Below are 12,516 nucleotides of genomic sequence, written 5' to 3' on the forward strand. Positions count from 1 at the left end.
GAATCACCAATAGAAGAGATGGATCGCTGGCCGCAAACAGCCACTGCGAGAAATGGAATTGAGCCCCCACATCCTCCGTGACACCTTAACTGGCGAACGGGGTACGAACTCATGCACGACGCGTAGCGCTAAGAGCACGCGCTGGGTGCTGCTGGCTTGCTGCGCAGCGTTCTGCATCCAAGCGAATGTCGTTGCCCAAGTTCGGCCGTTCCTGCCGCCGCTCGATTGTTGCGAGAACCAATACGATCCTTGTTGTCCTTCGAAGGCCGCCAGCTGTATCCCGCTGCCGACCGTGCATGTGCCGGAAGACCACGTGTACGTCGACCTGAACTCGCCCAATCGGTGGCCAATCACCGTGTACGAGGCGATCGGCATCGCGTTGAACAACTCGGAAGTGGTTCGCAACCTCGGTCTGGTCGACGCCCACTCGAAGAACGACCTGGTGCAGGCGGACATCACCACTTACGACCCAGCCATCGCCGATGCCGAGGCGGCGGCCGAGTGGGGTATCTTCGATCCGCTGTGGACCACCGAGATGTACTGGGACCGCGCGGACCTTCCGCCGGGAGTCTCCTTCAGCGGCATCGGCAATCGACCGCCGCAGCTCGACTACGCCGAGTTCGTCTCCTCGATCGATCAATTGCTGCCAGGTGGTACCCGCTTCGGCATGGACGAAGTAGTGAACTACTTGTTCAACCCCGAGCGTCCGGCTGGACTCGATCCCAACCCGCAGTACTACAGCTACACGCAGTTCCGCGTGAGTCAGCCGCTGCTTCGCAACTTTGGCATGAACGCCAACATGGCGAAGATCCGCATCGCGGCCGCCGAAGCGGAACGGACCGACTGGGAGTTCAAGACCGAAACCCTGGCGTTAGTGCGTAGTGTGGAAACGGCGTACTGGGATCTGTATGCCGCCGAGAAGAACCTCAAGGCGCTCGACGAAGTGCTGCCGATGTTCCGCGAGATCGTTCGAATTCGCGAACAACGCCAACAAGCCAATGCCGGTACCAGCGCCGAACTGTCGCGGGCCAAGGCCGAGATGTTCCGCTACGAACAGGCGCGGCTGCAGTTGATCTCGGTGGTCGCCGAGCAACGTTTGGTGCTGCGGAACCTGATGGGATTGAACCCCGGCGACGGGACGCTGATGACCACCATGGCCGTAAGCACGCTCTCGCCGCCCATCGAATCGCTCGAAGCCGCGGTCTACACGGCGCTTCGCCAGCGTCCCGACGTGTTGCGGCAACGCCTGTCGGTGTACGTGGCCAAGCAGGAAGAGACACTCGCCTGCAACAACCTCAAGCCCGTGTTGGACTTCAACGCCTTCTGGCGGATCAATGGCTTGGGCGACGATCTCGGTAGTTCTTTCGGGGTGCAAGCCGACGACGACTACAACAGCTGGAACATGGGCTTCACGTTCCAGGTGCCACTCGGCCGCCGCGAAGCGAAAGCGAACGTGAGGGCCACCAAGCTGAACATTCGCAAAGAGCGTGCCCTGCTCGATCAGGTTGCTCACCAGGCGTCGTTCCAGGTGGCCGACGCCCATCGCCGCATCGTCTGGCTGTATCAGCAGTACGACGTGGCTCAAGATCGCGTGAGCGCGCTTCGCGAGTACGGCGAGGCCGCCCAGGCGCAGCTCGAAACACCTCCGCCGGGCATGAGCAGTTCGTTTGCGTTGGAACTCTACCTGCAGCACCTGCGCGAATACACCGAGTCGATGTACCGGGTGAACGCCATCGTTTCCGACTTCAACAGCGCGGTCGCTCGTTACGAAGAAGTCAAAGGCACCCTGCTTGGCTCGCGCCTGGTGGAGATCGAAGGCGACGGCACCGATGCAATTCCCGAGGAAGTGCTGGCGCCGGAAGACGCCCAACCGGTGCCGGCCAACCAGCCAGCTCCAGCTGAGCAACCAGCGACACCTGAGCAACCGTTGTCGCAGGCGCAACCCAAGATCCAGGGTCCCACGTCGGCGCTTCGCCAACCCGCTTCGTCGCCGCAGAGCATCTACGACTTGCCGCCCGATCCAGTGGTTCAGCAACCGGCTCCCTCGGCGCCGTTGGCTACGCCAGCGCCTGCGACCAATCCGAAGCCGATGGTCACGACTTTGAGTCCGGAGTCGGTCACCGCACCGATGGATCAAGGCATGGCCCCGCCAATGGCGGCGCCCGAGCGGACGCCTGCCGCAGTTGCGCCTGCCCCCGTGGCACAAGCACCGGCACCGGTGGTACAAGCTCCGGCACCCGTCGCGTCGGCACCGCCGGCAATCGTGAGTCCACAACCGCTGCTCACGGCCCCTGCCCCAGTGGCTCCAACACCGCAGACGATCGCGGTTCCCCCCGTGGCCCAAGCGCCCGCAGCACCGGCTCCTACGATGAGCCCCGCGATCGAACCACAACCTGCACCCGTCGCACCGCTGGATGTTCCGTCGCTCGCTCAGCCTGGACTGGTCACGGGCCCCGCAACACGCGAACTATCGCCAGCGCCACGAGGCCTCCGCACTCCAACTACCGAAGTGCGTCCCTACACGCCGCCGCCCGCGCCGCGACAACCGACCGTGCAGGTCGCTCCTGTGCAGCCATTGCAGCCGACTCCCGTGCAGCCGTTGCCCCAATTCGAAGTGGGCCCAATCCAGCAACCCTCGATGGCGACCCCACCCACGGTCGCGCAACCGAAGCTGCAACTCGAGCAACCGAGCTTTGCACCGCACCAACTGAGGATTCCAGTATCGAAGGCGCCGATGCCAAGGCAACAGCCCTCGCAGCCCAGCGTCGAGGCACCGGTGCTTCGCCAACCTTCGTTGCAGCCCGTGCTTCAGCAGCCGGCGCCGATTCGCTGGAAGCCACTGGCACAAACACCGCCTCAGCCGCTGGAGATGAGTCACAGCACCCTGCCTGCGGTGCAACAGCCGGCCGCGTTGCCACAGTTCGAAATCCGCCAAGCTCCTTCGCAACCTAGCCCCGCGGCGGCGCCAGGTCCTATCGCGATTCAGCAAGTGCCAGCCCTGGCCAACCCGCTGGCGTTGGTTCCAGCAAATCGGTACCAGCAGCCCCGCTGGCGTCCGCTGGAGGACCTGCAAGCAAGTCGCGAAACCGCAGAGCTTCCCTCCTACGAGATCACTCAACCGATCTCGGCCATGCCACCAGAAGTGCAAGCGGGTCCGATTCCCTTCGTGGCGGTCTTGCAACCTCAAGCCTTGCTTCCCGCCCAATTGCCCGCCACGATGGCCGACCTTCAGCAGCCAGAAGTGAAGCACCAACTGCAGCAGCCGGCCAGTCAGCAATCGGTGCTCGAACGCTCGAACTTCCAACGAACTGTGCCGTCGATGGCACGCGAGAGCCTCACGCAGCCAATGTTCGTTCGCTAGAACACTAAGTGGCGCTGGCGCTCGCCTTGCGATTGCGGTACAGCGACTTGTCGACCGTGGCTGCCATGGCTTCGACGTCGAGTCCGCCACCCAGGAATTCGTTGACCTTCGTCAACTCGGCGGCAGGATCCTGCATCAGCGCGTTGTAATCGACGCGGATCATTTTGAAGCAGGGTCGGTCGGCAATCCACTTGAAGAACTTGTCGATCTCCATTTGGAACATCATCCGCATCTGGTCGTCGGTGATACCGTCGTTGCCGGTGCCGTTGCGCTCGAGCATCACTCGCTGCGACCTGAGCACTTCTTCCAGATCGCGAGCCATGAACAGCACATAGTAAGTGCGATCCTCCGGCAGATCGTACAGCAGGCGGTACACCATCTTCACGACCTTGCCGGCGCTGCTTTCCAGCCAGCTCGGATCTTCCTTGGTCTGCTTCACCGCTTCGAACTCGTAGTACCCGTTGGGGTTATCGTCGTCGGCGGTGCGGATTTCGTCGATCATGACCGGCAAACCGCCCGTCTCCAGCATCCGCATCATCATCGACGTGCCCGAGCGCGGCAGGCCCGAAACGATGGTCAGGAAGTCCTTATCAGCAGGAGCGGTCATCATCGAACTCCAATATGCACAAATGGGTGTAGAGCACTCAGGCAAAATGCTGAGCGCCAACGTTCAACTATGCCTGTGTAGTCGTCAAGGCAGCAAAGGGGAACAAGCAACCAAGGGAACACTCGCTGCTCGGTCCCTGCACTTTAGGATGCTCGATTGGACCAACCACACGGTGGGATCGCGCGGCATCCGACGCGCCTGAGTTACCTTAGTTGGCGTTGGACCGATGATCAATAGTCGAGACTATTTTTGAGCGGATACACTGCGATCGACTGCCCACCCATTGGGCATCGCTGACGAAATAAACTGCATCGAGCTCCTCGGGATGAAGAACGCATGAGCGATGGCCAGCGACGTTTTCGCGCTTTCGCTACACCAAAGAACCGAATCGCCGAATTGGTTCGTGACCCTATATTTCTCGTGCAAAAATGGCGCCGCGAGTTACTGTTCTCCGCATGTTACAGCGGCACTTGAGTTGTGTCTCATCCGTCAGCATTTCGAATTGGTCCATGGATTGCTTTGCGTGGGGACATACCTCGTCGACCCCGCGCAGCGTTAACACCTGGGGTACTGTAAACCCAGGTTTACAGGCGGACAAGCGGCGACACAATTCGTTCCGCGCGTAAAACGTCGGCACGCATAGTTGAACAACAACCAAAAGGTTTTTTAGTTCCTTTCGACAGAGTTTTCGGTTGAACATCAATCTGAGTTGGGCAATACTGATTGCCCGAGGGAGAAAAGACTGCCAGGTATCCACCGCCGTAGTTCGCGTCTCGCGAGTGTTCTCTACGGCTTCGTCTTGTGTGATTCACCTGGGCAGGCTCTGTGCATTGACCTGACGCACGCTTGAGATATTGCATCAATGTTGATTGAGGGGGATCACTTTATGTGGCCGCTAGAGCTGGAAGTGCCGCGACTTGGAGAATTAGCGCGGCAGTTCACAGGGGTGAGCGCCAGCAACCTGCGTCAGGTTCTCCAACTGCAAGAGAAACAAGGAGGTCGCATTGGTGCACTAATGCTCCGCGCCGGATTGATCTCCGAAGACCAACTCACCGACTTGCTGCGTCGCCAAGCGCGATGGGTCGCCAACACCCGCAGCAACGATCTAAAGCACGACGACTTCCCACTGTCGACGCCCATGTCGATCTGCATGCCGTGCTTCAACGAGGCACAGGTGCTCGGCGAAGTGCTGACCGGCGCGTTGGCGGTGCTGCCTGAATTTCTCGAGGAATTTGAGATCGTCATCGTCGACGACGGCTCGTCCGATCAGACATCGGAAGTCGTGCGATCGTACGCCGAAAAGGACGACCGGGTGCGGCTGGTGCGGCACGAAGTGAACCGCGGCTATGGAGCTTCGGTGGCGACCGGCTTGCGGGCCGCCCAAGGCGATTGGGTGTTCTTCACTGATGGCGACGGCCAATTCAACTTGCTCGACCTGCCACAGCTATTGGTGGAACTCGAGTCGCACGACGTGGTGGTCGGCTACCGCTACGACCGGGCGGACCACGCGATGCGGAAATTCAACGCGTATGGCTGGAAGATGGTCATCCGCACGCTGATGGGCCTCAAGATTCGCGACCTGGACTGCGCGTTCAAGGTCTTCCCCCGCCGCGTGATCGACAAGCTGCAACTCGACGCCGAAGGAGCGTGCATCAGCGCCGAAATCATGTGCCAGGTGGCACGAGGTGGGGTGAGCGTGGCCGAGGTGCCAGTGAACCACTATCCCCGCTCGCTGGGCAAGGCGACCGGCGCCAATCTGAAGGTTATCACCAAGGCGTTTCGCGAACTTCCCATCGTGTGGAAGTACCGCAAGATGAAGCCCTGGGTCTGGGACGAAGTACCGGCCGATGCGGTGAAGGCTCCGGTCGACGGGCCGTCCGCCGAGGCAGCTCTGGCCGACACAGCGACTCACGCCGCGCTGGACGACACTCTGGTCGACGCGCCCAAGAGCGCGAAGGAACCCGCTCCCTCATCCCCGGTGAAGACATCCTGATGAGTGTTTCCACCAAGCAACGCCGCCCCACGGAGATGCCCGATACCGAGCCCCCCGAAGTATTCGGCCCGGCGACGGATGCGCCGTTTGCGCACCATCAGAAGCTCAAGGTGTGTGTGCTGGCTGCGTGCCCCTTCCCCGCCAACCACGGCACGCCTGGCTCGATTCGCGAGTTGGCCGAAGCCACGGCCGAGCGTGGGCATGAGGTACACGTGGTGTCGTACCACATGGGCGATAACCTGCCGCTCAAGGGAGTGCACCTACACCGCATTCCCGACTGGACCGGCGAGCGACGCGTGGTGGTCGGCCCGACGCGCCGACGGCCGGTGTACGACTTTCAGATGATCTTCACCGCCATGAAGGTCATGCGGAAATACAACCTCGACCTGATGCACGCCCACGGGTACGAAGCGGCCCTGGTGGCCGGGTGCACCCGACCGTTCGTCCGCCGTCCCGTGCTGTACAGCGCTCACAATTCGATGGGCGACGAGCTGGCCAGCTACGACTTCTTCCATTCGCGGAAGCTGGCCAACGGGCTCGCGTGGTTGCTCGACAACACGGTGCCGCGAATCGGCAATCGCTGCTTGCCGCACAGCGTGAACCTGCAGGAGTTTCTGTTGGCAAAGGGGCTCGCCAAGCGAACCGAGCCGGTGTTGAACTTCGGCATCGACGTCGAACGACTGCCGACCGTCGATCGGGCGCAGCTGCGAACCAAACTCGCTCTGGGCGACGATCCGATCATCCTCTACTCCGGCGTGATCGACAAATTCCAGCGGCTCGATCTGCTGCTCCAAGCGATGGTGCACGTGACTCGCTACGAGCCACGGGCCAAGCTGCTGATCTTTTCCACCATTCAGCACCCCAAGCACGAGCATGCATTGCTGGACGAAGCGGCTCGGTTGGGCGTCGATAAGAGCGTGATCCTCCGCGTTCCGTCTGACATGGAAAAAGGCCGCAAGCTGATTTCCCTGTGCGACATCGCCGTGGTGCCCCGCCCCGCAGCGCCGGGCTTCCCGATCAAGCTGCTGAACTACATGGCCGCGTCGCGCCCTTGCGTGATGTTCGCCAGCAGCGCTAGCCGCGTGCATCACGGCGAGCACGTGTGGCTTGCCGCGCAAGACACCGCCGAGTCGCTCGGCTCGTCGATCATTCAACTCTTGAAAGACAAGAAACTCCGCCATCGCATCGCCGAAGGCGGGCATCGCTTTGTCCGCGAGCATCACGACCGGCGGATCGTCGCTGGTCACTTGTGCGAAGCCTATCTTCGGATGCTAAAAGACACTCGGCGCTGGAAGCACGTGGCCGACCGGTCGAAGGCCGTACCGGTTTGGAAGCAGGACGACTACATGAACGAATCAGGTGTTTCTCAGGGCAAGGTAGAGATTCATGCCTCCGCGTAATTACTCCGTATTGGTCGTCGGGCTCGACGGCGCCACGCTCGATTTGATGCTCCCCTGGATCGACGAGGGCTACCTGCCGAATCTCGGTCGGTTGCTCCGCAGCGGCGCGCACAGCCGCCTCGAGTCGACTATCCCGCCGATCACGCCGTGTGCGTGGTCGAGCTTCATCACCGGCAAGAACCCTGGCAAGCACGGTTTGTTCGACTTCGTCGAGCCCGATCGTGATGGCCCTGGCTTCCGGTTCACCAACGCCTCGTTCCGCGATGGCGAGTCGCTGTGGGCGTGCCTCAGCCGGCACGGCCGGCGTGTGGGAGTGGTGAACGTGCCGATGACCTACCCGCCTGAGCCGGTGAACGGGTTTTTGATCTCCGGCCTCGACACGCCACACGAACACAGCCCGTTCATGTACCCGGTCGACATCCGTCAGGAGATCAAGCAAGCGGGCATTCGCTATCGCATCGACCAGCAACATCTGGGCAACATGCGAACCGACGAGCGCCGCCGCCAGCAGTTGGTCGACATCTTCGAGGCCGAAACCGCCCGCACCAAGGCGTTCGACCTGTTGAGCAAGAACCGCCCGGCCGACTTCCGCATGATCGTCTACGGGGCGACCGACCAGGTACAGCATCACTTCTGGCACTTCATGGACCCGGAGCACGACAAGTACGACGCGGCGGGCGCTGAAGAGTTCGCCGATGCAATCCGCGACACCTACGTGCACATCGACGAGCAGTTGGGTCAGTTGATGGACGACATCGACGACGACACGATCGTGCTGGTGATGTCCGACCACGGCTTCGGCCCCACGTCGAACGTCCGCTTGCGTCTGAACCAGGTGCTCCGCGATGCAGGACTGCTAACGTTCCAGCAAAAGAACGAACGCCCGAGCATGTTCCGCAAATTCGCCCACTGGCTCGACGAGATGCTGCGCTCGACGCTCTCGTCCGACATGAAGCGGAACCTGGCCGGCATGCTGCCGAAGATTCGCGTGTGGTTCGAGAACCTCGACGAAGCCAAGCTCGACTGGGAGCAGACCAAGGCTCACGTGAACGAGGCGTACCGCTCGAGCCCCGCGGTGTGGCTGGAGAAGCACGAAGGCCAGACCAAAGAGGATGAACTCGAACTTCGCAGCAAAGTAGTCGCCGCGCTCAAGGGCCTCACCGACCCGGCCACCGGTCAGCCCGCGGTGGGCAACTGCTACTTCCCTCACGAGATTTACGAAGGCCCCCACACCGAGCGGGCGCCGGAGGTGCTGCCTTCGTGGTGGGAAGACGGCTTCCTCCTGGATCAGTCTGCCCCGCTCAAGGACGTTTACCCCAACGTCGAACGTTCGAATTCGCCCATCCAGGGCGGCGTGGAGTTCGCCGGTTCGCACCGGCTGGACGGCGTGTTCATGGCCAGCGGCGGCCCGTTCCGTCAGGGCTTCGCCTTCGGCGGCGCGAAGATCGTCGACGTCGCACCGACCGTGCTGTACCTGATGGGCCTGCCGGTGCCCGACGACATGGATGGCCGCGTATTGACCGAAGCCCTGTCCGACGAGTTCGTCGAGGCACATCCTATCGAGTGGGAAAACGTCACTGGCGAGCACTCGTCCAATGGCGATAGCGATAACGACGACAGCGACCACCAGCAGATGTCGTTCACCGAAGATGAGTCGGAGTTGATTGCCAAGCGGCTGCAGGCTCTGGGATACATCAAGTGACACAAGACGCAAGGCGACCGCGAAACTGTTTTTGGAAAGATTAATCTCATGACCCGTGTATTCATCGTCGGCTGGGACGGCGCTACCTTCGATCTGATCAAGCCTTGGGTTGCCGAAGGCAAATTGCCCAACATCGCTCGCATTCTGGACGAAGGCGCGCATGGTCTGTTGCGTTCGACCATGCCGCCGATGACCTTCCCGGCGTGGACCAGCTTCATGACCGGTAAGAATCCGGCCAAGCATGGCATCTTCGACTTCACCCGCCAACGCCCCGGCTCCTACGACCTGGAATTCGTCAACGGCGGGCAGCGCAAGGCGCCGTCGTTCTGGAAGTTGCTGAGCGACGCGGGCAAGAAGGTGATTTCGATCTCGGTGCCGTGCACCTATCCGCCGGAGCAGGTCAACGGCATCATGCTCAGCGGTTTCGACGCCCCCGGCCTGGGCGGCAGCGGCTCGACACTCGACTCCCGCGGCATGCACCCGCCCGAGCTGTGCGAAGAACTCGACAGCGCGGTCGGCGGCCACCCGATTGGCTCGTTCCCCATCGCCGAGATCAACGACGGCCGCCCCGACGTGGCGATCGAGAAGATCATCGAGGCCATCCGCCGCAAAGCAAACACCACCAAGTACCTGGTCGAGAACAAAGAGTGGGATTGCGCGATGATCCTGTTCGGCGAGTCGGACGGCGTCGGGCATCACTTCTGGAAGTACTGCGACCCCGAGTCGCCGCTGTTCACTGACAAGCCTCAGAACATGGAAGACAGCATCTTCCGCGTGTACGAGGAACTCGACCGCCAACTGGGCGAGATCCGCGAACTGCTGCCGGAGGACACGACATTGCTCATGATGTCCGACCACGGCTTTGGCGGCGTGAGCAACAGCGTGTTGTATCCCAACTGCTGGCTCCGCGAGCAGGAGCTACTGAAGTTCCGCGGCGGCTTCTCCAACTGGTTCTCCCGCAAACTCGACGCAGTGAAGATGCTGGCCGTGGCCAAGCTGCCCAGCAAGGTCAAACGGATGATCTACCGCGCGGCCAAAGGCCGCCTGGGTGGCATCGAAGCCAAGGTGCGTTACGGCATCATCGACTGGAGCGGCACGCAAGCCTACTTCGAAGAGAATCCGTACTATCCGGTGCTGTGGCTCAACGTCAAAGGTCGCCAGCCGGGCGGTGTCGTGGAGCCGGGCGAAGAGTACGAGGCCTTGCGGACCAAGCTGATCGAAGCCATGGAAGATTGGCGTCACCCCGAAACTGGCGAGCGGATCGTGATCCGCGCATACCGCCGCGAGGAAGTGTACAGCGGTCCCATGCTCGAAGAGGCGCCGGACATCCTGGTGCACTGGAATGAAAAGGAAAACTACACCTACGCGTTCAAGGTCAGCTCCAAGAGCACCAACAACCAATGGACCGAAGACGTCGATCCCAACAAGGCCGAGAACCTCGCGTTCTTCACCGGCAAGTCGGGCAGTCACCGCGACGACGGCATCTTCCTGGCCACCGGAGCGACGATTCGCCAAGGCGAGGAAATCCAGGGCGCCAACATTACCGACGTGGCGCCCACCATCCTGCACCTGCTGGATGTGCCGGTGCCTGCGGACATGGATGGCAAGGTGTTGATGGACGCGCTGGACGAGTCGAAGGTGTCGACCGAAGTGGCAATCGGCGCTGCCGCGGAAATGACCACCTCCGGCCCGAGCCAGGTGGACTACGACGCGGACGACGACGAGGCGATTGCCGAACGCCTGCGTGCCCTTGGATACATCGACTAACAACCTCAGGCGCCACATCGGCCTGACATGACCGACACTCCACCACCCAACGACGAAACAACCGAGAACGACGAATCGACCATCGATTCGTCGCTTTCGCGCATTATACGTAACAGCACGTTCAACGCCGCTGGCATGTTCCTGATCCTCCCCCTGAACTTTGTTGCTTTGTTCACGATGGCGCGCCGCCTGGGCGCTGCCTCGATGGGGGTATTCTTTACCGTGCTGGCGATCGCGGCGGTGATTCATTGGATCGCCGACGCCGGCATCACCACGGTGCTCACCCGGCACATCGCCCGCACGCCCGAGTTGCTGCGAACGCACGTGGCCGAGGCGCTGGGCATGATGCTGCTTGTGGTCACTTCGTCGGTGCTGCTGTTCCTGGCTGTGGCGACTCCGTGGACTTACCTGAAGTTGGACTACGTGCCGTGGGCGTTGCTGCTCACCGCGGCGGTGGTGATGGTCGCTCGCCACATGATCGACTTCGCGGCAAACATCTTCCGTGGCATCGAACGATTCGAGTTCGAGAACCTTGCCCGCGTCACGCAGGCGCTGGCGTTCTGCTTGTTTGTGTGGTTCTTCGTTCCCGAGGGAGCCTCGGACGCCACGACCGGATTCCTCGCCTATTTGGGCAGCAACTCGCTGGCCGCAGTGGTGATCTGGGCCTGTTTGTTCCTCGGCTGGTGTGCTCCGCTGCCGAAGCTCGATCTCAACATCGCCCGCCGGTGGTACAAGGAGTCGTTCCCTCTGGGCGTGGGCGACGTGGTGCGGCAGTTATTCATGCAACTCGACACACTCCTGCTCAGCGCGCTCAGCACTGCTACGGCAGTGGGCTTGTTCGCGGTGGCGGTCCGCCCGCTGCAGCCGCTCCGCTTGGTGCCGCGCACGATCGTGTCGGTCACCTTCCCGATGATGAGCCGGGCGGCCCATTTGGATCACGCGCAATTCAGCCAGATGTTCGCCAAGACCACCAACCTGCTGTGGATCGCGGCGTTTCCCATCTGCATCGGCATCACGGTTTGTGCGGGGCCGTTCATCCTGGCGACGGCCGGCCCCAAGTTCACCGACGCCATCCTGCCGCTTCAGATCGTGATTTGGGCCACGATTGTGACATTCATCAACACGCAACTGCGTTTCGCCTTTACCGCATTCAACGCCGAGCACAAGTACTGGCGTTTGTGCTGTGGTTCGCTGATTGCGAAAGCCATCGTCTGCACGGCCTTGATCACCACGTTCGGTTTGTACGGTGCGTGCATCGGACTGCTGGCGAGCGAGTGCGTGGTGGCGTTCGTCGGCCTACGGATGCTGCGAACTTTGGACGTACACGGTCCCAGCATTCCGCAACTGCTTCGCGTGGTGCCCGCTGTGGTGGCCATGGTGCTGACTTTGATTCCATTCACCCAGTCAGGTGCACCCATTTGGTGGGTTTCGATTGGCATGTTGCTGTCGGGTGTGGTTTACCTGGCCGCCTGTTTGGTGATGGGCGCTTGGCCGCGGGAAGACGTGCAGCAGTTTTTGCAGGTCGTGCGCCGCGGCCTCGGTGGCGGGGCGACCCCGGCCATGGGAACGTCGCGTGGCAGTTAGCCATAGACAAATTTGAGTAACGCGGCGCGTAACGGATACCCGCCGATTAAGGATTCAGGACGATGACCAGTCAGTACGACATAGAGAAGTTTATACCTCATC

At 61.5% G+C, this 12,516-nt stretch carries 7 protein-coding genes; 6 read left to right on the forward strand and 1 reads right to left on the reverse strand.

The genetic code is table 11. The features are described 5' to 3' along the window. The first annotated feature begins 52 nt into the window (after positions 1-52). Entirely contained in the window at positions 53-3,361 is a 3,309-nt protein-coding gene (locus ACQK2L_RS15640) for a TolC family protein (protein ID WP_425397959.1), read from the forward strand. Between the two features lie 4 nt (positions 3,362-3,365). Here ACQK2L_RS15640 and ACQK2L_RS15645 read toward each other — a convergent pair whose 3' ends face one another. Beyond that, on the reverse strand, positions 3,366-3,971 hold the full coding sequence (locus ACQK2L_RS15645; RefSeq protein WP_425397960.1) for a sulfotransferase domain-containing protein: 606 nt from the start codon (positions 3,969-3,971) through the stop codon (positions 3,366-3,368). A gap of 883 nt (positions 3,972-4,854) precedes the next feature. Between ACQK2L_RS15645 and ACQK2L_RS15650 the strand changes: the two genes are divergently transcribed. The 5 genes from ACQK2L_RS15650 to ACQK2L_RS15670 are packed head-to-tail and all read left to right on the forward strand — an operon-like array spanning position 4,855 to position 12,414. After that, complete coding sequence (locus ACQK2L_RS15650; RefSeq protein WP_425397961.1) at positions 4,855-5,961, forward strand: glycosyltransferase family 2 protein; 1,107 nt, start codon at positions 4,855-4,857, stop codon at positions 5,959-5,961. Then, a complete protein-coding gene (locus ACQK2L_RS15655; RefSeq protein ID WP_425397962.1) occupies positions 5,961-7,361 on the forward strand; it encodes a glycosyltransferase family 4 protein in 1,401 nt (466 codons plus the stop codon). The genes ACQK2L_RS15650 and ACQK2L_RS15655 overlap by 1 nt, the downstream gene beginning before the upstream one ends. After that, a complete protein-coding gene (locus tag ACQK2L_RS15660; protein WP_425397963.1) occupies positions 7,348-9,063 on the forward strand; it encodes an alkaline phosphatase family protein in 1,716 nt (571 codons plus the stop codon). Before ACQK2L_RS15655 ends, ACQK2L_RS15660 begins: the two co-directional genes overlap by 14 nt. Positions 9,064-9,111: 48 nt before the next feature. Next, entirely contained in the window at positions 9,112-10,830 is a 1,719-nt protein-coding gene (locus ACQK2L_RS15665) for an alkaline phosphatase family protein (protein ID WP_425397964.1), read from the forward strand. 27 nt (positions 10,831-10,857) lie between these two features. Next, positions 10,858-12,414: a flippase gene (locus tag ACQK2L_RS15670; protein WP_425397965.1), complete on the forward strand. Its 1,557-nt coding sequence runs from the start codon at positions 10,858-10,860 to the stop codon at positions 12,412-12,414. The last annotated feature ends 102 nt before the right edge of the window (positions 12,415-12,516 follow it).

Source organism: Aeoliella sp. (assembly GCF_965227375.1).
Lineage (GTDB): Bacteria > Planctomycetota > Planctomycetia > Pirellulales > Lacipirellulaceae > Aeoliella.

Excerpts from the sequence above, each read along its gene's own strand:
- ACQK2L_RS15660 (WP_425397963.1), top strand. The coding sequence starts at position 7,348 with ATGCCTCCGCGTAATTACTCCGTATTGGTCGTCGGGCTCGACGGCGCC.
- ACQK2L_RS15655 (WP_425397962.1), top strand. The coding sequence starts at position 5,961 with ATGAGTGTTTCCACCAAGCAACGCCGCCCCACGGAGATGCCCGATACC.
- ACQK2L_RS15665 (WP_425397964.1), top strand. The coding sequence starts at position 9,112 with ATGACCCGTGTATTCATCGTCGGCTGGGACGGCGCTACCTTCGATCTG.
- ACQK2L_RS15640 (WP_425397959.1), top strand. The coding sequence starts at position 53 with ATGGAATTGAGCCCCCACATCCTCCGTGACACCTTAACTGGCGAACGG.
- ACQK2L_RS15670 (WP_425397965.1), top strand. The coding sequence starts at position 10,858 with ATGACCGACACTCCACCACCCAACGACGAAACAACCGAGAACGACGAA.
- ACQK2L_RS15645 (WP_425397960.1), bottom strand. The coding sequence starts at position 3,971 with ATGATGACCGCTCCTGCTGATAAGGACTTCCTGACCATCGTTTCGGGC.
- ACQK2L_RS15650 (WP_425397961.1), top strand. The coding sequence starts at position 4,855 with ATGTGGCCGCTAGAGCTGGAAGTGCCGCGACTTGGAGAATTAGCGCGG.